Raw genomic sequence first — 22,523 nt, forward strand, 5'->3', positions numbered from 1 at the left:
CTGCCTCCGGGGCCGACGCGGGACCGAGCGTACGACACCGACAGGGGCGGCCACATGACGACCATCTACGACGTGGCTCGGGTGGCCGAGGTCTCGGCGTCGACGGTGTCGAGGGTGCTCAACGGCCACTCGTCGGTGGATCCGGACCTGGCGGCGCGGGTACGCCAGGCGATGCTCGACCTGGACTACCGACCCAACGCGGTGGCCCGCAGCCTGCGCCGGCAGCGCACCAGCCTCTGGGCGGTCATCATCTCCGACATCGGCAACCCGTTCTTCACCTCGCTGGTACGCGGCATCGAGGACGTGGCGCAGGAGGCCGGCTTCTCCGTGGTGCTCTGCAACGGCGACGAGGATCCCGACAAGGAGACCCGCTACGTGACGGCGGCCCTGGCCGAACGCATGGCCGGGGTGATCATCTCGCCGTCGGGGCGACCGGCCCTGATCAACCGGCTCACCGAGGCCGGGATGCCGGTCGTGGCCATCGACCGGCAGCCCCACGGGGTGGCCGTGGACACCGTGCTCGTCGACAACGTCCACGGCGCCGAGACGGCCACCGCCCACCTGGTCGACGGCGGCTACCGCCGGATCGCCTGCATCACGGGACCGCGCCGGATCTCCACCGCGGTGCAGCGGCTGCGCGGCTACCAGCAGGCCCTGCGCGCGGCCGGCCGGAGCGTGCCGGAGGACATGGTCCGCCACGCCGACTTCCGCGAGGACGGCGGTTACCGGGCCATGGCGTCCCTGCTGGGCGCGGCCGAGCCGCCGGACGCGGTCTTCGTCACCAACAACCTGATGACCGTGGGCGCGATGGAGTGCCTGGTCGACAGGGGTGTCACCGTGCCCGCCCGGTGCGGCGTGGTGGGGTTCGACGACATCCCCTGGGCCCACCTGGTGCGCCCCTCGCTGAGCACGGTCGCACAGCCCACGTACGACCTGGGGCGGGCCGCGGCGTCGCTGCTCACCGAGCGGATCGCCAACCCCGCGAAGGCCTCCTCGACCGTCACCCTGCGGACCACCCTGCGGATACGCGAAAGCTCGGTCCGCTCGCCGGGTGGGCCGGGCGGGCAGCCCACCGCCGGGCGGGGCGGGCTGCCCGCCCAGGCCCGCTGAACCCGCGCCGCAGCGCGCCCGGGATCACAGCGACACGTCGCCGCACAGGTGCACCCGCACCCCGAGCGCGTCGAGCATCGCGGCCTTGACCCGCAGGGCGCGGTCGGCGGCGTCGGCGTCATCGGCGTAGACCACGTTGACGTGGTTGGCCCTGTGCCGGGCCATCAGCTGGTCGCGGCCCACGCCGTGCAGGACGGCGTGCATGATCGGCCACTGCGGGGTGGTGGCCCGCAGCCGACGCTGCGTCTCGGCGGCCGGCAGCTCCACCACGGTGCCCCGGCCCAGGTCGGCGTGCAGCACGCCGTCCATGATGAAGATCCGCGACCAGACGATCTCGCCCGGTCGGGAGACACCGCTCAGGGTGCCGCCGCCCAGCGGGAAGTACATCGGCGGCTGCCGCATGCTGTACGACCGGTCGTAGCCGCCGTTGTGCGAGGCGGGCACCGAGCCGGAGATCTCGAACACCCAGACGAAGTCCGGCCCGTACGACTCCCCCCAGCGGATGTCGTGCAGGGTCGTGGCCGGGTCCATCCCCATCGCGGTCCAGATCCGGTTGGTGACCAGCGAGTCCACCGCCACGCCCTCGTCGACCTCGTTGAAGTGCGGCAGGGCCCGCCCCGCGTACAGCTCGCGCGTGCCGTCCCGGCTGGTGACCGGCGGCCGGGACACGTCGTTGAGCAGCCCCTCGGCCAGGTCGCTCGCCGGCACGGTGTCCTTGAGCCCCTGCTGGTACTGGATGCCGACCGCGTCCAGGCCGAAGTCGTCGGCGATGCGCAGCGCGGCGACGTACATCTTGAACTGGCTGAGCAGTTGGGCGTCGGTCAGCTCGATGGCCTCGTCCGTGCCGGTGTGGAAGGTCATCCCGGCGGCGTCGAGCCACGCCCGCACCGCCTGCGCCTCCTCGTCGGACACCCGCGACATCTCCGCCACCAGCGCGCTCTGCGACAGCCGTTCCTTGTATATGCCGAGCGGGTTGAGCAGCTCGTCGTCGATGATCGCGTTGTACATGCCCATGCAGCCCTCGTCGAAGACGCCGATGACGGCCGGCCGGCGCCGGAGCTGCCGGGCCAACGCCACGCCGAGCGCTACCTCGGGGTCGGACGGCAGCGGCGGCAGATCCCGAACGTGGCTCTCGTCGTGGACCACCTCGCCGGTCTCCAGCCAGGCCTTCAGCCCGTTGCGGGCCCACTCGTCGGTGAAGTCCTCGCTCCACAACGCCGAGTACCGCACGCCCGCCTTGGTGAGGCTGCCGGCGAGGTTCAGCAGGCCCACCAGGCCCGGAAACTCGCCGCTCCAGTTCGCCACGAGCAGGATCGGGCCCCGGTGGGCGCGCAGCCCGGCCAGCACGTGGTGGCTGTACTGCCACACCGCCTCCACGACGACGAGCGGGGCGTCGAGGGGGATCTGCTGGAAGACCTCGATGCCGGCGCGCTGGCTGTCGATGAAGCCGTGACCGGCGCGGTCGTCGACCGGGTGGGTCCGCCGGGTCTGCCAGCCCAGGGCGGTGACCGCGGCCGCGAGGTCCGACTCGAGGCGTTGCTGGGTCGGCCAACCGGTGACGTTCGCGGCGGGCCGCAGGTCGCCGCTGGCGACCGTGTAGACCGTCCGGGGGACGGCGGCCGGCGGCTCGACCAGCACCGGAATGGTGTAGTTGCTCACGGGTTGACTTCCTCCATCGGCTCGTCGGTTCCTGGCTGGGGCGGGGTCGCGAGGCGCGCCTGGCGGGCCGCCAACGCGTGGGCCACGGACTTCGAGCCGGCGTACAACTGCCGGTACAGCCCGTACAGCTCGTCGTAGTCGGCGGCGAGCTCGGCGCGCGGCTCGCGGACCTCCCGGATCGGGTTCCAGCGGTGGATGTCGACCGGCTGCACCGCCCCGGCGGCGAGGTACGCGGCGCCGTAGCTGGCGCCGATGGTGATCGACGGGACGTGCTGCGCCCGGCCGGTGACGTCCGAGACGATCTGCGTCCAGAGGTCGCCCCGGGTGCCGCCGCCCACCGCCACGACGCGGCGGATGTCGCCGCCGGCCGCCTCGATCGTCTCGATGTTGTGGCGCACGGCCAGCCCGGTCGCCTCCAGCGCCGCGCGGTAGATGTCGCCGCGCCCGTGGGAGAGCGTCAGGCCGGCGATCACGCCCCGGGCGTCGGGATCGAGGATGGGGGTGCGCTCGCCGGCGAAGAACGGCAGCATGAGCAGGCCCCGCGCGCCCGGCCCGGACCGCTCGGCCAGGCGCAGCAGCTCGGGGTAGTCGGCGGCGTCGAACAGCTCCCGCAGCCACCCGGTGATCGCCCCGGAGGTCGCCATACCGCCGGCCAGGTTGCGGGTGCCCGGCAGCGCGCCGACCGTGCCCCACAGCGACGGGCTGGTCAGCGGGTGCGGCACGGTGTGCACGAGGAACATCGTGGTGCCGTACATGAGCATCAGGTCGCCGACGCCCTGGGCGCCCACGCTGACCGCCTCCGACCAGGCGTCGATCGTTCCGGTCACGACCGGGGTGCCCGGCGCCAGCCCGGTGGTCGCGGCGGCCCCGGCGGTGACCGTCCCCGCCACGTCGCCGGGCCACCGCAGCTCGGGCAGCTCCAGCCCCGGGGCGATCTCGTCGGCCCAGGGGCGGTACCAGGTCTGCGCCGCGCTGTCGTACAGCGGCGTGCACTGGCTGGCCGAGTGCTGGTCGAGCAGGTACCGGCCGGTCAGCTGCCAGAGCAGCCAGGAGCTCGGCATGAACAGCCGCCGGGCCCGGGCGAAGAGCTCCGGCTCGGCGTCGGCGACCCAGGCGACCTTCGCCCCCGCCGCCTGGGTCGACAGCGCCGAGCCGCACCGGCGCAGGATCTCGTCGGCGCCGAAGCGCTCGGTGAGCCGGGCGATCTGCGGCGTGCAGCGGGTGTCCACGCCGTAGAGGATGGCCGGACGCAGGGGCGTGCCGGCAGGGTCGGTGAGCAGCACGCACGGCCCCATGCCGCTGACCCCGACCGACACCACGTGGGCGTCGCGCGGGGCCAGCAGCTCACGGGTGAGGCCGACGAACTCGTCCCACCAGATGCGGCCGTCCATCTCCACCCAGCCGGGTCGCGGCCGGTCCACCCGGTGCTCCCGCACCGCGGAGCGCAGCACGCCCCCGGACAGGTCCACCAGGACGCCCTTGCTGCTGGACGTGCCGATGTCGACGCCGAGCACCGCGGCCACCGTCATGCCAGCCATCCCCCGATCTTCAGGTGCGGGTCGCGGCCGTCGGGCCGTGACGGGTCGGTGCTCAGGCGACGCCGCCGAGCTTCGCGTACGTCTCGGTCGCGTTCTCCTTCGTGACGCGCATCGTGTCGAGGGTCGTGGTACGCGGGACGTCCCCGGCGCAGTCGACGAGGATCCTGCGGGCCAGGTCGACGGCCTCCCGGCCGCCCGTGGCGTACTGGAAGGTCGCCGCGAGCCGGCCCTGCTCGACGGCCTTGATGCCGCCCGACGGCACCGGTAGGGCGTCGATGCCGGTGAACTTCACCTTCGTGTGCAGCCCGGCCGCCTTCGCCGCCAGGTACGCGCCCTCGGCCATCGGGTCGTTGTGGGCGTAGACGGCGGCGGCGTCGGGGTGAGCCTTGAGCAGCGCGTCGGCCACCGACTGGCCCTTCTCGCGCAGCCAGTCCCCCGGCTGGGAGGCGACGACCTCGATCTTCGGGTTGGCCGCGATGCCCTCCCGGAAGCCCTGGGCGCGTTCGGCCGCCGGCGTGGAGCCGGGCAGCCCGGCGATCTCGATGACCTTGCCGCCGTCGGGCAGCAGCGTCGTGGCGTAGAACTCGCCGGCGGCCCTGCCGATCGCGACGTTGTCCCCGCCGACGAAGGCCGTGTACGCCTCGCCCTCCACCTTGCGGTCGAGCACGATCACCGGGACCCCCCGGTCGTACGCCTTGCGCACCACGGCGGTCAGCGGCTTGGCCTCGTTCGGCGAGATGATCAGCAGGTCGATCTTCTGGGTGAGGAAGTTCTCCACGTCGGCGACCTGTTTGCTGTTGTCCTGCGCGGCGTCGGAGACCACCACGCTGAACCCGGGGACGGACTTCGCCGCCGTCTGCACGTCGTTGTTCATGACCTGCCGGTAGGGCTCGGCGTTGTTGGCCTGCGACATGCCGATCAGGAAGTCCTTGCCGGTGCCGCAGTTCCTGGCGGCGGCGTCGCGGCCGTCGGACGGCTTCTCCACGCTGCACGCGCTGGAGGCGGCGAGCGCGCCGGTGCACAGCAGGGCGAGAAGGACGGTACGGGTGCGCATGATGACGCTCCTTGTTCGGTGGCGGTTCAGACGATGCTGCGGCGGAGCTTCTGCAGCCCGGCGGCGGCCACGATCACCAGTCCCTTGATCAGTAGCTGCACGTTGGCGTCGATGTTGTTGAGCGCGAGGATGTTGTTGAGGATGCCGAGCAGCAGCGCCCCGGCGAGCGTGCCGCCCATCGAGCCGGTGCCCCCGGCGAGGCTGGTGCCGCCGATGACCACGGCGGCGATGGCGTCGAGTTCGTAACCGGCGCCGTCGTTGGGGCTGCCCTGGTTGAGCTGTCCGGCGTGGACGATGCCGGCGACGGCGGCGAGCAGGCCCGCGATGGCGAAGACCGCGACCTTGACGCGCAGCACGGGCACGCCGGAGAGGCGGGCGGCCTTCTCGTTGCCGCCGATGGCGTAGACGTGGCGGGCGAACGCGGTCTTGCGCAGCACGACGATCGCGGCCACGCCGATGCCGATGAACAGCACCGCGGGGACGGGCACCACGCCGTTGATGGTGCCGTTGAGGATCTCGAACGCCGGGGGCGCCTCCTGCGGGCCGTCGCCGTACGCGATCGGGATGCCGAGCCCGCCCGACCAGATCCGGGCGAGGCCACGCGCGACCTGGAGTCCGGCGAGGGTGACGATGAACGACTGGATGCCGAGCCGGGCCGTCGCGTAGCCCTGCAACGCGCCGAAGAGGGCGCCGATCAGCAGGACGACGGTGACCGCCGGAAGGATGCCGAGCCCCGAGTCGACCATCAGCGTCGCGGTGCCGACGGCGGACAGGCCGAGGATGGCGCCGACGGAGAGGTCGATGCCGCCGAGCAGCACGACGAACGTCATGCCGACCGCGATGATCCCGATCTCGGAGACCGCGCGGACGATGTTGCCGAGGTTCTCGGTGGACAGGAACAGGATCTCGCCGTCGCGGCGGGGCGAGACGGCGATGGCCAGCACGAACACCACCAGCAGTGCGAAGAGGCTCTGCACGGCGAAGAGCCGCTCGACGAGCTCGCCCCGGCCGCCGGGGCGGTGCCACCACCGGTCGCCGCCGCCGCCCGGCACCGGCGTGCCGGACCCCTTCTCCGGTGCGCGCAGGTGGGTCATCGGTCGTCTCCTCCGGCGGACGTGCCGCCCATCGCCGCGGTCAGGATGTCCTCGCCGGTGCACCCGTCGGCCGGCAGTTCGGCGACGGCCCGCCCGCGCCGCAGGACCACGATCCGGTCGCAGACGCCGGTCAGCTCGGGCAGCTCCGACGAGGCGAGCAGGATGCCCATGCCGTCGTCGGCGAGCCGGCGCAGCAGCCGGTAGATCTCCGCCTTGGCGCCGACGTCGACGCCCCGGGTCGGCTCGTCGAGCAGCAGCAGGCGTGGGCGGGTGAGCAGGTGCCGGGCGAAGACGACCTTCTGCTGGTTGCCGCCGGAGAGGGAGCCGACCGGCGCGGCGGCCGACGACGTCCTGATCGCCAGGGCGGCGACCTGCTGGCGTACCGCGTCGCGCTCGCGCCCGCCGCGGACGAATCCGGCGGTGGTGAGCCGGCTCAGGGCGGCCAGCACGATGCTGCGACCCACGGGGTGCTCGAGGACCAGGGCGGAGCGGCGGCGGTCCTCCGGCACGAAGCCGACGCCGGCGCGCAGGGCCGCGCGGGGGTCGCGCGGGGCGTACGGGCGGCCGGCCAACCGGACCTGGCCGCTGCGGCGCCCGGGCGGGCCGGCGCCGTACAGGGTCTCCAGCAGCTCGGTGCGGCCCGCCCCCATCAGGCCGGCCAGGCCGACGATCTCCCCGGCGCGGACGCTCAGGCTGACGCCGGCGGGCTCGCAGCGCCCGGGGCGGGTGCCCCGGGGCCGTACGGTCAGGTCGTCGATCTCCAGCACCGGGTCCCCCGCGGGGCGCGCGGGCCCGGTGGATCCCTCGCTGAACAGCGCCTCCGCCGGACGGCCCACCATCAGCGTGATGATCCGCTGCCGGTCGGCGCGCGTCGGGCGCAGCGTGCCGGCCACCTCGCCGTTGCGCAGGACGGTGGCCCGGTCGGCGATCTGCTCGATCTCCTCGAGCCGGTGCGAGATGTAGACGACGGCCACGCCGCGCTCGCGTAGCGCCCGGATGGTGGACATCAGCCGCCGCACCTCGGCATCGCCGAGCGCGGCGGTCGGCTCGTCCATGATGAGCACGCGGGCGTCGAGGGAGAGCGCCTTGGCGATCTCGACGAGCTGCTGCTCGCCGACGCGCAGCGAACCGACGGGCCGGCGTGGGTCGATCTGCGCGCCGAGGGGGCCCAGCCAGTCGCGGGCGGTGCGGGTCATGGCGCGCCGGTCGAGCGTCCGCAGCCGGGTGCGCGGCTCCCGGCCGAGCACGAGGTTCTCGGCGACGGAGAGCGCCGGCACGAGGTCGAGTTCCTGGTGGATGGTGGCGATGCCGGCGGCCTGGGCGGCGGCCGGACCGGCGAAGCGTACGGGCTCGCCGCCGACCGAGATCTGCCCGTCGTGGTCGGTGACGACGCCGGACAGGATGTTGATCAGGGTCGACTTGCCGGCCCCGTTCTCCCCCAGCAGGGCGTGCACCTCGCCGGCCCGCAGGACGAGGTCCACGCCGCGCAGGGCGTGCACGCCGCCGAAGCGCTTCGCGATGCCGGACATGGCGACGACGACCTGGTCGCTCATGCGGGCCTCCGGAGAGATCGGAAATCGATTTCTGGCAACATAGAGGAGCGTCGAAGTCGTGTCAACGCCCCGGTACGGGCCGGGCTGCCGCCCCGCCGCCCGACCCGCACCGGCGGCCCCCCTCAGGGCACCGCGTTGACCGCCGCGTGCACGGTCTCGGCGAACGCGGTGTCCCGCCCCGCCCCGCTGGCGGCGAACCGCCATGTGCCGCCCGCGTACGCCCCCGGCGGCCACGCCACGCCCCCGTTTCGCCAGAGCGGCTGCCAGGCCGCCATCGCGTGACCGGCGTCGTACCAGGTGTTGTCGCCGCGCCACGCGGAGGCCCAGCGGTGCGCCGCCACCAGGGACAGGTTCGCCCCGGAGGTCATCGACCACGTCGGCATCCCGGTCACGTCACCGGTCGGGCGGGCCGCCACGGCGGGGTCGCCCACCGACGGCAGGGCGCCGTCGACGTTGAACGCCACCTCCCACACCGGCGCCGTCGTCGGGCCGGTCACCGACCAGGTGACGTCGCTCTGCAACGCCGGCCCGCTCCAGCGCGGCGCCACCGTCAGCAGCCAGTCGGCGGTGACCGGCTCGTCGCCCATGCGCATGCCGACCAGGTGGATCCGGGAGCCGTCGGCGGAGACGTCCACCCGGGCCGGCGGGCCCGCCCGGTCGGTGACGTCGAAGCGCCCGACCGCCAGGTAGGGACCGGTGCCCCGGTGCGAGGAGTCCAGCGCCGCCCGGTACGCCCCGCCGCCGGCCGGGTCGACCGCCAGCGACGCGAGGCGCGTGTGCGGCCAGGTGCGTACGTCGGCGCGCAGGAAGCCGGTGCTCACCTGGTAGCCCCGGGCGACCACCTGACTGGACCAGGTCAGCGGGGCGAGCCACAGCCCGCCCTGGCCCCAGCCGGCGTGGCTGAGGTACCAGTTGTCGCCGTCCACCACGACCTCGGCGGCGTGCGCGTCGAGCACGGTCACCTTCTCCGCCCCCTCGAAGCGCAGGGGGTCCCGGCTGCGGTAGACCGCGGTGCGCCGGTACGCCGCGCCGTAGTCGGTGCCGTGGCAGCAGACGAAGAGGTACCACCAGTCCCCCCGGCGCACCACGAACGGCGACTCCGTCTGCCCGGCCGCCCGGCCGGTGTGCGGCGACGCGTACGCCACGCCCCGGCCGCTCCACGTGCGCAGGTCGGTGCTGGTGCGGTACGCGACCACGTGGTTGCCGCCCTGCGGGTTCGAGGTCGCCGTGTAGTACATGACCCACCGGTCGCCGACGCGGGTCACCATCGGGTCGCGGGCCTCCCAGCCGTCGGTGAACAGCGGGTTGGCGGGGCTGCGGGTCCAGGTGAACAGGTCGGTCGAGGTGGCCAGGTGCATCCGGTAGTTGGCGTAGTCGGGGCTGCCGGCGGCGTAGAACATGTGGTAGACGCCCTGGTCGTAGACGACGTGGGGCGCCCAGATCCACTGTTCGCCCCTCGCCGGGTCGGCCGTCAACGCCGGTCGTTGCTTCGTCCACGGCCCGGTGGGCGTCGGCGCCGTGGCGTGGCCGAAGCTCTTCTCGTCCTGCGGCGCGCCGGGCTCGGCGTGGGCGATGGCGAAGGCGTGCCACACCCCGGTCCGCTGGTCGCGCACGATCGTGTGGTCGTTGTAGTACCACGCTGTCGGCTCCCCCACGCCCGGGTCGTAGACCCGGGTCAGCGGCCCGCGCGCCGGCGTCTCGCCCACCGTCTCGTACGCCGTCGTGGTGACCGCCGCCAGCGGGCCGACGCGGCGCAGGGTGAGCGTGTCCAGGCCCGCGAAGAACCCGGTCGAGGAGGCGGAGCGGCCGGTCACCGTCACCGTCAGCCGGTGGCTGCCGGCGGCGAGCGAGGCCGACCCCAGCGGCACCGCCTCGACGCGCCGCACGGTGGGGGCGTAGCCGTCGAAGAGCTGACCGACGGCCACCCCGTCGACGGCGAAGCGCAGGGTGCCGTAGTCGGCGGCGCGGGTGAGCACCGCGCCGATGTCGTACTGCCCGGCCGGCACCGACGGCAGCGTCACGGTGACCGAGTCCCCCGCCCGGGCGCCCCGCAGCCACAGCTGGCGGCCGGCCGACCAGGCGACCCCGCAGCAGTTCGACTGCGCCTCGACCGGGGCGGTGGCCGACACCACCGCCAGCGACTCCGCCTCGGCCCGTACGACGTCCTCGGCGGCGGCCGGCGCGGCCGGGACGGTCAGCAGCGCGGCGCCGAGCAGGAGCACCGCGAGCATCCGGGGCGCGCGCATCACGACACGCTCGGGCGGGGCAGGTCGGTGCCGGGCGCGAACTGGTCGTGCCACCTGACCCCGGCGCCGAACCCGCCGCCGGTCGACAGCGCCACGTACGTGTCCGCTCTGGTCCCCCGGGTGTACGTCACGAGGTCCGCCCTTCCGTCGCCGTTGAAGTCGCCGATGCCGGGAAGTTCGTCGTCCACCGAGAACCAGTCGTGCCACCTGGCGACCTGCGGGACGAACCGCGTCCCGTCGGACAGCGCCACGAACACGTCGCCGGTGGCGCCGCGGGTGAACGTCACCACGTCGTCGCGACCGTCGCCGTCGACGTCGCCCAGCGCCGGCAGCTGATCGCCGAGCGCCACCGAGTCGTGCCACTTCCAGCCGTCCTCGACGAACCGGGTCCCGTCGGAGAGGGAGACGAACACGTCGCCGGTGGCGCCCCGGGTGAACGTCACCACGTCGTCGCGACCGTCGCCGTCGACGTCGCCCACCGCCGGCAGCTCGTCGCCGAGGGCGAAGTGGTCGTGCCACTTGACGCCCGGGCCGAAGCCGCTGCCGGTCGACAGCGCCACGTACACGTCGGCGGTGGCGCCCCGGGTGAAGGTGATGATGTCCGCGCGCCCGTCGCCGTTGACGTCGCCGACCGCGGGGATCTCCGTGCCGGTGGCGAAGAAGTCGTGCCACCTGACCCCGGCGGCGTACGTCGTGCCGGTCGACAACCCCACGTAGACGTCCGCGCTGTCGCCCCGGGTGAAGGTGATGATGTCGGCCCGCCCATCGCCGTCGACGTCGCCGGTGAGCGGGATCTCCTCGCCGACGGCGAAGAAGTCGTTCCAGACGCGGCTGTCCGGCACGAACCTGGCGCCGTCCGACAGGGAGGTCGTCACGTCGGCGGTGGCGCCCCGGGTGAACGCGACGGCGTCGTCGCGGCGGTCGCCGTTGGCGTCGCTGGTGTTGCGCGTACGGGTGGTGGCCGACACCTCGGCCGACGGCGCGGAGGCGTTGCCGGCGCCGTCGACCGCGACGACCCGGTAGTGGCGGGTCTGCCCGGCCGGCAGCGGGCCGTGCCGGAAGGTGGTCGCGCGGGTCGTGCCGACCAGGTTGGCCGGGGTGATCGCGACGCCGGGGTTGCGCGAGGCGTAGACCCGGTAGCCGGCGACTCCCACGTCGTCGGGCGAGGGCGACCAGGACAGGCCGATGGCGTGCACCCGCCCGCCGGCCAGGGCGAGACCGGCGACCGCACCCGGCCTGGTGATGTCGAGGAACGGGGCGACCATGCTGTCGGCCTCGTAGCGGGCCGCCGTCCACGCCGGGGCGCCGGCGGCCGGGGTCAGGGTGACTGTGACCGTCGACCGGCCGGCGGTCAGCGCGGCCGGGAGGACGAACTCGTCGGCCAGCCAGCGCTGCCGGTCGTTGCCCAGCGGTTGCCGCCACACCCCGGCCGGCCTGCCGTCGACCGAGACGGCGGCCTGCTGGTACGCGGCGGCCTGGTCGCCGTGCCGGCGCAGCCGTACGCCCTGGTTGCCGGGGTCGACGGCGAGCCGGAAGCTGACGGCGCCGCCGCTGGCGCGCACCTGGCCGGTGACGGGGACGTTGTCGTCGTCGCCCTCGTACGGCGCCGTCAGCGAATGCTGGGTGCCGGAGTCGGTGTACGCGTGCCCGGCGCGGCTGGCGGCGTCGCCGGTGACCAGCGTGTCGGTACGGCGCAGGGCGACCGTCGGCTGGGTGTAGAGGAAGGCCGTCGAGGCGTAGTCGGCCGGCATGTCGTTGGTCGGGCCGTGCTCGATGCCGAAGCGCAGCGCCGTGGCGTAGGGGACCGCGTCGCCGATCATCAGCCGGTACATGGCGTCGCACTCGTCGACGCAGCCGCCGGAGCGGAACAGGTGGGCGGTGTTGCCGGTGAAGACGCCGCTGTACTCCCCCCGGTTGAAGTACCACCCGGACTCGTAGAAGTCCTCGGTGCCGGTGCCGTAGATCTGCGGCGTGGGCGAGCCGTCGACGTGGATGCGCTCGTCACCCTCCAGGTAGTTGCGGGTGTTGCCGCCGATGATGTGTCCACGGGCGGTCTGCGACACCCCGACGAAGCGCCCCCGGCCCGGCTGGTCGGCCACGATCCAGTCGTTGCCCCCCACGGTCTCGGCGCGGCGCGACTGGGTGGTGAAGTAGCCGGCGGCGCCGTCGGCGGCGAGCGCTGCGGCCCAGGCGGCGCCCGGCGCGGTGGTCACCTCCGCCTGGACGCCGGCGACGGCGGCGCCGGTGGTGTTGGCGACGGAGAGCGTCGCCGTGGACCGGAACGGCATCGGCCACCAGGCGCTGTACCAGCCGCCCGGCGCGGAGTCCATGGCGAACATCAGCGAGCGCACGGAGCGCTCGCCGAGCCCGGCGCCGAAGAACTCGCCCACCGGGCTGTCGACGGTGGCGCGACCGTCGAAGGTGATCCGCAGCCGCAGGCCCGACAGCGTCGACGCGGTGGCCGCCGCGTCGGGCAGCCGCAGCCGCAACGCCGTGACGGCGGCGGGGCCGGTGAACGCGGCGAGCGTCGCCTGCCCGCCCGCGGGGACGTCGACGCGGGCGGTCCTGGTGCTCGCGCCGGGCTGGCTCGGCTTCGGGTCGCGCTGGCCGGCGGCGCGCAGCCTCTCGACCACGTCGGTGGCGGGGTCGGCGGGGTCGAACCTGGACACCCCGACCGCGTCGGCGAACGTGCGGTAGGTGACGTGGTGGAACAGCGGGTTGAACTGGGTGGTGATCCGCATGGACTCCCGGTACGGCATGGGCACCTTGACCGTGACCCCGCCGGAGGTCTGGTCGGCGTTGGTCACGAGCGGCCACACGAACGGGTGGCCGAGGCCGCCGTCGACGAGGCGCTGGAGGTTGGTGTCCACCACCGTCACGCCGTCGAGCTCGATGCGGATCCAGCCGGTGGCGCTGACGTTGCCGTCGTCGCGGGTGAACCAGATCGACTGCACCTCGCCCGGTCCGCGGTCCTCGGCGATGACGCAGCCGCCCGACTGGCGCAGGCACGAGTAGGTGCCGACGAAGCCGTCGTCGTTGGAGCCGTCGCGGGCGAAGCTGGAGAACTGCCGGGTGCGGCTGCCGGCGGCCAGCTCGGGGAGCCGGTCGAGGCGGCGGTACACGTCCCAGCCGACCGGGCCCTTGTCGTCGGCCACGGCGAGGGTGCCGGCGCCGCGCGGGGTGGGGGCGGGCTCGGCGGCGTGCGCCGCCGCCGGGGGGATCATGGTCGCCGCGGCCGCGGCGAGAGCCAGCCAGCGGCGTACGTGGGGCTTCATGGATGTCCCTCCAGGATGACCGGCGGAGCGGCGGGAAATCGATTGCTCGGCAGTTAACCGGGGGACATCGCGGGATGTCAATACTTTACCGGCACCGCTCAGTTGCCGAAGGAAGATTCCAGAACGCATTGACAGCCGTAGACGTCCTGGCGATACTCCCAGCAATCGATTTCCCACGCCGGCGACCAGGTGCCGCGGCGAACCCCCGGCGGCTGACCGGCGGCAACGCGCCTCCGCGACGGAACCGCTGACACCCCCAGAGGAGCATCGTGAGACGCACTCCCCTCGCCCTGCTGGTCGGCCTGTGCACCGCGCTGGCGTCAGTCGTGGCGACCGCGCCGGCGCAGGCCGAGGCTCCGATCGGCACGCTGGCCTGTTCCTCCATCCCCGCCAACCACGATCCCGCGATCAGCGTGATCGTCTACCGGGTCGCCCGCGCCCACAACGTCAACGACAAGGTCATGCTCTCGGCGTTCGAGGCCGGCTGGGTCGAGTCGCACATGAACAACCTGCCGTGCGGCGACAAGTCCTCGCTCGGGGTGTTCCAACAGCGCTGGGACTACGGCTGGGGAACGCCGGAGCAGATCATGGACCCGGTCTACGCCAGCACGCAGTACATCACCCGCGCGATCGTCTGCGACCGGAACAACCCCCGCTACAGCGCCGGCCAGGTCGCCCAGTGCGTGCAGCGCTCCGGCTTCCCCGACCGCTACGACCAGGTGGCGGCCAAGGCACGGGCCCTGCTCAACGAGGCGGCGCGTACCCACGCCATCGCCGGTGGCTCCGCCACCGACGTCAGCGGCGACGGCCGCGACGACATCATCACCTTCACCCAGAACGCCCTCGCCGACGTCTACGTGAGCACCTCAACGGGCGCCGGCTTCGCCGGGACCTCGGTGAAGTGGAACGACTTCTTCTCCATCGGCGGCGAGACGGCCTCGACCGGCGACGTCGACGGCGACGGCAGGGACGACGTCGTCACCTTCGCGCACGGCAACACCGGCGACGTCTACGTGGCGCTGTCCAACGGCAGCAGCTTCGGCGGCGGACAGAAGTGGCACGAGTGGTTCGCCCCCGGCGCGGAGATCGCCGCGGTCGGCGACGTCAACGGCGACGGCCGCGACGACATCGTCGCCTTCACCCACAACGCGGCCGGCGACGTCTACGTGGCGCTCTCCACCGGGTCGTCGTTCGCGGGGACGGCGGTGAAGTGGCACGAGTACTTCTCGATCACCGGCGAGTACCCCGCCCTCGGCGACGTCAACGGCGACGGACGCGACGACATCATCACCTTCACCCAGGGCCCCAACACCGCCGCCGACGTCATCGTCGCCCTCTCCACCGGCACCTCCTTCGGCCCGCCGCAGAAGTGGCACGACCTGTTCGCCGTCGGCGCCGAACTGCCCCGTGTCGGCGACATCAACGGCGACGGCAGAGACGACATCGTCACCTTCACCTGCGACGCCAACGCCGACGTCTACGCCGCCACCTCCACCGGCACGTCGTTCGCCGGCACCACCGTCAAGTGGCACGACTTCTTCTGCCTCGCCGGGGAGTTCCCCTACCTCGCCGACGTCAACGGCGACGGCAGGGACGACATCGTCGTGTTCACCAAGGGCGCCACCAACGACGTCCACGTCGCCCTGTCCACCGGCACCACCTTCGGCCCCAGCGCCAAGTGGCACGACTACTTCGGCCTCAACGGCGAGACCACCCTGTGACGCGCGGACGGGAGACCACCATGAGACCCGACAGACTCCCCTGGCGCGCGGGCGCCGCCGCCGTCCTCGCGGCGACGCTGCTGAGCCCGGCCGCGCCGGCCACCGCCGCGCCGGCCAGCCCGCTGGAGGCGGCCTTCACCCGGGCGGCCGGCGAGTTCGACGTACCCAGGGACGTGCTGGTCGCCGTCGGCTACGGCGAGACCCGGCTGGACGGGCACGAGGGGCAGCCCAGCCAGGCCAACGGCTACGGCGTCATGCACCTGGTCAGCAACCCCCGCCAGCGCACGCTGGAACGGGCGGCCGAGCTGGCCGGGCAGCCGGTGGCCGCACTGAAGGCGGTGACCTCAGCCAACATCAGGGGCGGGGCCGCCCTGCTGCGGGACATCGCCGACGCCGAGCGGCTCACGGCCGCCGACCGGGACCGCGTCTCGGCCTGGTACCCGGTGGTCGCGCGGTACGCGCACGCCGCCGACGACGCCACGGCCCGCCTGTACGCCGACCACGTCTACGACCTGCTCCGCGTCGGCATCACCACCGCCTCCGTACGGGTGACGCCCCAGCGGGTGCAGCCGGAACTCGGCCGGTACGCCAGCGTCGCCCCCGCCGGTGCGGCCCCACCGGCCGCCCTCGCCGCGGCGGTGCCCGAGTACGCGCCGGCCCGGTGGGTCTCGGCGTACGGCGGCAACTACGCGGCGGGCCGCTCCTCGCGGATCACGACCGTGGTGGTGCACGTGACCCAGGGCTCGTACGCGGGGACGATCAGCTGGTTCCAGAACCCGTCGGCGGGGGTGAGCGCGCACTACGTCGTGAAGTCGAGCAACGGCGAGATCACCCAGATGGTGCGCGAGGGCGACACCGCCTACCACGCGCGCTCGGCCAACCCGTACTCGGTGGGCATCGAGCACGAGGGCTTCGTCGACAACCCGAGTTGGTTCACCGAGAGCATGTACCGCTCGTCGGCGGCGCTGACCCGCTACCTGTGCGACAAGTACGGCCTGCCGAAGAACCGTACCGCCATCAAGGGCCACCACGAGTTGCCGGGCAACGACCACACCGACCCCGGTCCCCACTGGAACTGGAACCACTACATCTCGCTGGTCAACGCCGGCGGCGGATCCGGTGGTCGGTATCTGGCGGGTTCGCCCACGGACTTCACCGGCGACGGACGCGACGACATCGTCACCTTCACCCACGGCAACCTCAACGACGTCTACGTCTCCACCTCCACCGGCACCACCTTCGCCGGCACCTCCAACAAATGGAACGACTTCTTCGGCCTCAACGGCGAAACCCTCCTCACCGGAGACTTCAACGGCGACGGACGCGACGACATCGTCGCCTTCACCCACGGCACCCTCGCCGACGTCCACGTCTCCACCTCCACCGGCACCAGCTTCAACCCCTCCACCAAATGGCACGACTGGTTCGCCCCCCACAACGAAGTCGCCGCCATCGGCGACGTCAACGGCGACGGCAAAGACGACATCATCACCTTCACCCACGACACCAACGCCGACGTCTACGTCGCCCTCTCCACCGGAACATCCTTCACCGGCACCGCCATCAAATGGCACGACTACTTCTCCATCCCCGGCGAACACCCCGCCCTCGGCGACGTCAACGGCGACGGACGCGACGACATCATCACCTTCACCCAAGGCCCCAACACCGCCGCCGACGTCATCATCGCCCTCTCCACCGGCACCGGATTCGGCCCACCACAGAAATGGCACGACCTCTTCGCCGTCGGCAACGAAAAACCCCGCGTCGGCGACATCAACGGCGACGGCAAAGACGACATCGTCACCTTCACCTGCGACACCAACGCCGACGTCTACGCCGCCACCTCCACCGGCACCACCTTCGCCGGCACCACCATCAAATGGAACGACTTCTTCTGCCTCCCCGGCGAATTCCCCTACCTCGCCGACGCCAACGGCGACGGCAAAGACGACATCATCGTCTTCACCAAGAACACCACCAACGACGTCTACGTAGGACTCTCCACCGGCACCACCTTCAACCCCGCCACCAAATGGCACGACTACTTCGGCCTCAACGGCGAAACCACCCTCTGAAGCGTCCCGCACAGACGAAAGAAAGCTCCGCGCCGCCTGCGTGGTCCCTTCGGCGCGGTCCACCCCGATGGAGGAATCATGGACAACATCCCTGCCGTCCGTCAGTCCGTCAGCCGCCGGCGGCTCCTGACCGGCGCCGCGGGCGTCGCCGCGGCCGGCGCCCTGGGCGGCGCCTTCGCCGCCCAGGGGCCGGCCGCCGCCGCCCGCGACGGCCACGGCCTGCGCATCCTCCGGCACGAGAACTACGGCCGGCTGCAGTACTACCGGTTCGTCACCGACGCCATCGAGTGGGACCCGGCGGTCAACGTCCTGCTCCCCGACGGCTACCACACCAGCGGCAAGCGCTACCCGGTGCTGTACCTGCTGCACGGCGGCGGATCGGACTTCCGGGAGTTCCACCTGCACCACAACATCATCAACCTGACCGCCGGCAGGGAACTCATCGTCGTCATGCCGGACGCCTCCACCGGGTGGTACTCGAACCCGGTCAGCAGCAACACCGGGCCCCGCAACTGGGAGACGTTCCACATGGCACAGCTGCTGCCGTGGATCGACTCGAACTTCCGCACGTTCGCCGAGTACAACGGCCGCGCCGTGGCCGGCTTCTCGATGGGCGGGTTCGGCGCCCTCAAGTACACCGCCAAGTACTACGGGCACTTCTGCTCGGTCAGCTCCCACTCCGGCCCGGCCAGCCTGCGCCGGGACTTCGGGCTCGTCGTGCACTGGGCCAACGCGACCTCCGCCGCCATGGACCTCGGCGGCGGCACGGTGTACGGCGTGCCGCTGTGGGACGAGGCGCGGGTCAGCGCCGACAACCCGATCCAGCGTATCGAGAGCTACCGCCACAAGCGCGTCTTCCTGGTCGCCGGCACCTCGCCGGAACCTGTCAACTTCTGGGACCGGATCAACGAGGAGCAGGTGCTCGCCGGTCAGCGGGAGTTCCGGGCTGCCCTGGCACGGGCCGGCATCCCGCACGAGGGGCGGGAGGTGCCTGGCGGTCACGTCTTCCGGCAGAACGTCTTCGTCGACGACCTCAACGGGATGCTCGCGCGCCTGCGCCGCGCCGGCTGATTCCCGGCTGACGACGCGCCGCCGTCGTATTAGGGCGGCGCGTCGTCGGCTCCGCCATCCCCACCGCTGTCGGGTCGGTGCGTTCCGGCCCGGCAGCCGGTCCTTTCCCGCGCGCGACGAGCCCCGCCCGGGCCCTGGCGGTGCGCGACCCACCCGTCCGACTCTTCCCTGACCGGAGTCACCCATGTCACGGCATTCGAGGAGCAGGGTGCGTCGCATCCTGGTCTCCCTGCTCACCCTGGTGGTCGGCGTACTGACCGGGGCGGTGGTCACCTCGTCCCCCGCACTCGCCGCGCCTAACTTCAAGGCCCCGTTCCCGTGCGGGCAGCGGTGGACGTACGGGCACCACAGCGCCGAGGTCCGGCTGGCCCTGGACTTCGTACGGTCCGACGGAGCCACCGCCGGCACGCCGCAGCTCGCCTCCGCGGCCGGTGTCGCCCGCCGGTACTCGCAGCCCAGCGGCGCCGGCAACTACATCGTCATCGACCACGGCGGCGGGTGGACCACCTACTACTTCCACCTCAGCTCCTACTCCGTGCCCGACGGGGCGTACGTGCAGCAGGGCCAGCAGATCGGCACCACGGGCAGCACCGGCAACTCGTCCGGCGCGCACATCCACTACGAGCAGCTCTACAACGGCGTCGGGCAGACGATCGTGATCAACGGGACGTCACTGGCGCCGTACCCCGGCCAGTACCACCAGAAGTACCTGGTCAGCGACAACTGCGGCCCGTCCCCGTCCGGTGGTCGGTATCTGGCGGGTTCGCCCACGGACTTCACCGGCGACGGCAAGGACGACATCGTCACCTTCACCCACGGCAACCTCAACGACGTCTACGTCTCCACCTCCACCGGCACCACCTTCGCCGGCACCTCCAACAAATGGAACGACTTCTTCGGCCTCAACGGCGAAACCCTCCTCACCGGAGACTTCAACGGCGACGGACGCGACGACATCGTCGCCTTCACCCACGGCACCCTCGCCGACGTCCACGTCTCCACCTCCACCGGCACCAGCTTCAACCCCTCCACCAAATGGCACGACTGGTTCGCCCCCCACAACGAAGTCGCCGCCATCGGCGACGTCAACGGCGACGGCAAAGACGACATCATCACCTTCACCCACGACACCAACGCCGACGTCTACGTCGCCCTCTCCACCGGAACATCCTTCACCGGCACCGCCATCAAATGGCACGACTACTTCTCCATCCCCGGCGAACACCCCGCCCTCGGCGACGTCAACGGCGACGGACGCGACGACATCATCACCTTCACCCAAGGCCCCAACACCGCCGCCGACGTCATCATCGCCCTCTCCACCGGCACCGGATTCGGCCCACCACAGAAATGGCACGACCTCTTCGCCGTCGGCAACGAAAAACCCCGCGTCGGCGACATCAACGGCGACGGCAAAGACGACATCGTCACCTTCACCTGCGACACCAACGCCGACGTCTACGCCGCCACCTCCACCGGCACCACCTTCGCCGGCACCACCATCAAATGGAACGACTTCTTCTGCCTCCCCGGCGAATTCCCCTACCTCGCCGACGCCAACGGCGACGGCAAAGACGACATCATCGTCTTCACCAAGAACACCACCAACGACGTCTACGTAGGACTCTCCACCGGCACCACCTTCAACCCCGCCACCAAATGGCACGACTACTTCGGCCTCAACGGCGAAACCACCCTCTGAGTCAGGCGCCCCGGCCGTCCCGCCGGGGGCGCCGTGAGGCGAAGGGCGCCGCGTGAAGCTGCGGGCCCCGCTCCCTTGCCGGGGAGAGCGGGGCCCGCAGCCGTCTCAGCAGTGCCGAGTCGAGGTCCGGCGGTGGACGGAAGATCAGTTCCAGCTCGAGCACCACGGGACGGACGCCTGGATGGGCACCTGGGCGGCGCTGACCCAGCCGGTCTTCCAGCCGGCGGTGGTGTTCGCGGTGATCTTGAACCAGCGGTTGGTGGAGGGCTCGCCGGCCCACTCGCCGTCGCGCCAGCACCAGGTCTGGTCCCACTGGTTGCCCACGACCGATCCCTTGACGCCGTTGGCGCCGAGCCCGTCCGGGCACTGGATCTGCCGCACCGATCCGCAGACGCGGACGTTGGTGTGGTTCAGGACGTAGCTGACGTCGCCGGCGGCGGCCTGCGCCTGCTGGGGTACGGCGAGACCAGCCACGGTGGCGGCGGCGACACCGAGCGAGGCGAGCCAGCGGTTCCGGGTGGTCGGATTGGTTGCGCGCATGCGTTCTACCGTCCTGTCCGGGAGGGAGGCGTCGACCTGCTGGCCGCCGCGCACTTCACGGTAGGAGCCGACGCGGCCTCCCGGCGGGCGTCTTGCACGCGGCGGTGTCGGCTGCAAGATGTCGCATCCCGCCGGGGTCCATCGCGTGACGCGCCCTCCCGGAAGCGGGCGCGGCGGCCTGCTCAGCGGGCGCGACGGTTGGCCCGCAGCGCGCCCAGGAGCACGCCGGGCGTGGCCAGCGTTCTCGGGTGGGCGCGAAGGGAGACCACCTCATTGAAGCGTCGCGCCGTCGGCACGTCCGTGACGGTCGCCTGGACGATCTGCCTGCTGACCCAACTGGAGAGCCGGTAGCCGCGCGGATAGGGCCCGTCGACGTGCGGCAGCGCCAGGTCAGCGGAGGTCGACATCGACCACGCCACGTCGACGACCACCTTCTGAAGGGCGAAGAACCGGCGCGCGGGCACTCCCGGACCGGGACGAGACCGCAGGTAGGTCGACAGGCACGCCGCGTGCAGGGCAGCCGCCGTGATCCCCTGTCCGTACACCGGGTTGAACGACGCGACGGCGTCACCGACGCTGACCAGCCCGGCCGGGAGCCGCCGCAGCGCGTGGAAGTCACGCCGCCGGCTGTCGGCGTGGCGGTAGGTCCGGACGTCGCCGAGCATCTCGTTTCCGGCCATCTCGCCGAACTCCGGCGGGAACTGCTCCCGCAGCCGGCGTACGAAGTCGTCCGCGGTGCGCCCTGGGCGGTTGTCGCCGTAGCCGGCCATCATGGCCATCCAGCGCCCGTCCTCGACGGCGAAGTACGCGGCGCCAGCCACGTCCGACGACGTCCCCGGGGTGTGCAACGCCATGACCACCGTGGCCCGCGGGTCGGTCTCCCGGCGCCGGAACAGAGCGGTCGCGTAGTTGAGGTTCACGGTCATCCGCCGCAGGGCGGGCCGCTGCCAGCCGGCCTGCTCCAGCCAGTCGGAGAGCCTGCTCGATCGTCCCATGGCGTCGACCACGAGGTCGCCCGACTCGACGCCCGTCACCCCGCCGGCCTCGCAGCGGACCCCGGTGGCCGCGCCACCCTCGCAGACGAGACCCGTGGCGCGGGCGGTGACCGTCTTGACGTTGGGCAGTCGAAGCACCCGCTGGCGGATCAGCCCTTCCAGCAGGGGCCGGGTGCCGGCCAGGCTGTCGGCGTCGTCGGGCACGACGACCTTGAGGCGGCCGTCGAGGTAGCTGCGCCGGGCCGCGGGTGGCGCCTCGACCGCCCCCTGGGCCAGGGCCTGCTCGCGGAAGCCGGGGAACAGGCGCTCGAGCAGGAGGAAGCCGCCGGGCAGCAGCGCGTGCAGCTGCGTCCCCTGTGGCACGCCCGGTCGCCCGCCGGTCCCCTGCGGGTCGTCGCGATCGATGATCACGACGCTCTCCGCGTAGTCGGACAGCACGCGGGCCGCCAGCAGCCCGGCGACACTGCCGCCGACCACGACGGCCCTGCCGACGACGGGGGACGCCTGGTCGGGTGGTCGCACCGCGTTCAGCCCGGCGAGGACCCGGGCCGGGGACAGGGACATGACGCCCTCCAAGGGGTACGAGGTGTGTGCCTTCCCGCCTGCCTGCCCGGGACCGGCGCGGGGGCGGACCGGCGGGAGCACCGGTCGGCGCGACGTCCGACGATCGTCGCACAGGCGTCGGCCGAGAGCGGGGACCCGAGGGATGCCGACGCCGGCAGGGCGCGGACCTCGGCCCGGCGTCGCGCAGACGTTGCCGGCGTCGCACCCCGGGGTGGCGGTGCGTACCGGGCGGATCAGCACTCGATGACGTTGACGGCCAGTCCGCCGCGCGCCGTCTCCTTGTACTTGACCTTCATGTCCGCGCCGGTCTCGCGCATGGTCTT

General features: G+C 72.4%; 14 protein-coding genes. 5 read left to right on the forward strand and 9 right to left on the reverse strand.

Annotation, left to right across the window (positions count from 1 at the left end; genetic code table 11):
* Positions 1-54: 54 nt before the first annotated feature.
* Complete coding sequence (locus AC5L34_RS20150) at positions 55-1,110, forward strand: LacI family DNA-binding transcriptional regulator (protein WP_441177620.1); 1,056 nt, start codon at positions 55-57, stop codon at positions 1,108-1,110.
* Positions 1,111-1,134: 24 nt separating this feature from the next.
* Here the strand turns inward: AC5L34_RS20150 and AC5L34_RS20155 are convergent, their stop codons facing one another.
* From AC5L34_RS20155 to AC5L34_RS20185, 7 genes are all read right to left on the reverse strand, one after another.
* Positions 1,135-2,769, reverse strand: a complete 1,635-nt coding sequence (locus AC5L34_RS20155; protein WP_494826387.1) for a fucose isomerase — start codon at positions 2,767-2,769, stop codon at positions 1,135-1,137.
* Positions 2,766-4,307 carry an FGGY-family carbohydrate kinase gene (locus tag AC5L34_RS20160; RefSeq protein WP_494826388.1) on the reverse strand — a complete coding sequence of 514 codons (1,542 nt, stop codon included), beginning with the start codon at positions 4,305-4,307 and terminating at the stop codon, positions 2,766-2,768. The genes AC5L34_RS20155 and AC5L34_RS20160 overlap by 4 nt, the downstream gene beginning before the upstream one ends.
* Positions 4,308-4,359: 52 nt before the next feature.
* Positions 4,360-5,361 (reverse strand): substrate-binding domain-containing protein, encoded by a 1,002-nt coding sequence (locus AC5L34_RS20165; protein WP_494826389.1) that lies wholly within the window; start codon positions 5,359-5,361, stop codon positions 4,360-4,362.
* 26 nt (positions 5,362-5,387) lie between these two features.
* A complete protein-coding gene (locus AC5L34_RS20170) occupies positions 5,388-6,455 on the reverse strand; it encodes an ABC transporter permease (protein ID WP_441177615.1) in 1,068 nt (355 codons plus the stop codon).
* Complete coding sequence (locus tag AC5L34_RS20175; RefSeq protein ID WP_494826390.1) at positions 6,452-8,008, reverse strand: sugar ABC transporter ATP-binding protein; 1,557 nt, start codon at positions 8,006-8,008, stop codon at positions 6,452-6,454. The genes AC5L34_RS20170 and AC5L34_RS20175 overlap by 4 nt, the downstream gene beginning before the upstream one ends.
* A gap of 122 nt (positions 8,009-8,130) precedes the next feature.
* Entirely contained in the window at positions 8,131-10,254 is a 2,124-nt protein-coding gene (locus tag AC5L34_RS20180; protein WP_494826391.1) for a family 43 glycosylhydrolase, read from the reverse strand.
* A complete protein-coding gene (locus tag AC5L34_RS20185; RefSeq protein ID WP_494826392.1) occupies positions 10,254-13,529 on the reverse strand; it encodes a DUF2961 domain-containing protein in 3,276 nt (1,091 codons plus the stop codon). The genes AC5L34_RS20180 and AC5L34_RS20185 overlap by 1 nt, the downstream gene beginning before the upstream one ends.
* 269 nt (positions 13,530-13,798) lie before the next feature.
* Here AC5L34_RS20185 and AC5L34_RS20190 point away from each other — a divergent pair, with 269 nt between their 5' ends.
* The 4 genes from AC5L34_RS20190 to AC5L34_RS20205 all read left to right on the forward strand — a co-directional run bounded on the left by AC5L34_RS20190 (position 13,799) and on the right by AC5L34_RS20205 (position 20,101).
* Positions 13,799-15,250: an FG-GAP repeat domain-containing protein gene (locus AC5L34_RS20190; RefSeq protein ID WP_494826393.1), complete on the forward strand. Its 1,452-nt coding sequence runs from the start codon at positions 13,799-13,801 to the stop codon at positions 15,248-15,250.
* Between the two features lie 20 nt (positions 15,251-15,270).
* On the forward strand, positions 15,271-17,328 hold the full coding sequence (locus AC5L34_RS20195) for an N-acetylmuramoyl-L-alanine amidase (protein ID WP_494826394.1): 2,058 nt from the start codon (positions 15,271-15,273) through the stop codon (positions 17,326-17,328).
* A 78-nt stretch (positions 17,329-17,406) separates the two neighbouring features.
* Positions 17,407-18,399: an alpha/beta hydrolase gene (locus AC5L34_RS20200; RefSeq protein WP_441177609.1), complete on the forward strand. Its 993-nt coding sequence runs from the start codon at positions 17,407-17,409 to the stop codon at positions 18,397-18,399.
* Between the two features lie 241 nt (positions 18,400-18,640).
* The gene (locus tag AC5L34_RS20205) at positions 18,641-20,101 is read left to right on the forward strand and encodes an FG-GAP-like repeat-containing protein (RefSeq protein ID WP_441177707.1); all 1,461 of its coding nucleotides are present in this window, start codon (positions 18,641-18,643) and stop codon (positions 20,099-20,101) included.
* 144 nt (positions 20,102-20,245) lie between these two features.
* Here the strand turns inward: AC5L34_RS20205 and AC5L34_RS20210 are convergent, their stop codons facing one another.
* On the reverse strand, positions 20,246-20,641 hold the full coding sequence (locus AC5L34_RS20210; RefSeq protein ID WP_441177608.1) for a hypothetical protein: 396 nt from the start codon (positions 20,639-20,641) through the stop codon (positions 20,246-20,248).
* 182 nt (positions 20,642-20,823) lie between these two features.
* Positions 20,824-22,200 (reverse strand): FAD-dependent oxidoreductase, encoded by a 1,377-nt coding sequence (locus AC5L34_RS20215; RefSeq protein WP_441177607.1) that lies wholly within the window; start codon positions 22,198-22,200, stop codon positions 20,824-20,826.
* Between the last annotated feature and the right edge of the window lie 323 nt (positions 22,201-22,523).

This window comes from Micromonospora sp. ZG13, from assembly GCF_059359355.1.

Coding starts and splice junctions, on each gene's coding strand:
- AC5L34_RS20150 (WP_441177620.1), top strand. CDS start 55: ATGACGACCATCTACGACGTGGCTCGGGTGGCCGAGGTCTCGGCGTCG.
- AC5L34_RS20160 (WP_494826388.1), bottom strand. CDS start 4,307: ATGGCTGGCATGACGGTGGCCGCGGTGCTCGGCGTCGACATCGGCACG.
- AC5L34_RS20165 (WP_494826389.1), bottom strand. CDS start 5,361: ATGCGCACCCGTACCGTCCTTCTCGCCCTGCTGTGCACCGGCGCGCTC.
- AC5L34_RS20170 (WP_441177615.1), bottom strand. CDS start 6,455: ATGACCCACCTGCGCGCACCGGAGAAGGGGTCCGGCACGCCGGTGCCG.
- AC5L34_RS20175 (WP_494826390.1), bottom strand. CDS start 8,008: ATGAGCGACCAGGTCGTCGTCGCCATGTCCGGCATCGCGAAGCGCTTC.
- AC5L34_RS20180 (WP_494826391.1), bottom strand. CDS start 10,254: ATGCGCGCGCCCCGGATGCTCGCGGTGCTCCTGCTCGGCGCCGCGCTG.
- AC5L34_RS20185 (WP_494826392.1), bottom strand. CDS start 13,529: ATGAAGCCCCACGTACGCCGCTGGCTGGCTCTCGCCGCGGCCGCGGCG.
- AC5L34_RS20195 (WP_494826394.1), top strand. CDS start 15,271: ATGAGACCCGACAGACTCCCCTGGCGCGCGGGCGCCGCCGCCGTCCTC.
- AC5L34_RS20200 (WP_441177609.1), top strand. CDS start 17,407: ATGGACAACATCCCTGCCGTCCGTCAGTCCGTCAGCCGCCGGCGGCTC.
- AC5L34_RS20210 (WP_441177608.1), bottom strand. CDS start 20,641: ATGCGCGCAACCAATCCGACCACCCGGAACCGCTGGCTCGCCTCGCTC.
- AC5L34_RS20215 (WP_441177607.1), bottom strand. CDS start 22,200: ATGTCCCTGTCCCCGGCCCGGGTCCTCGCCGGGCTGAACGCGGTGCGA.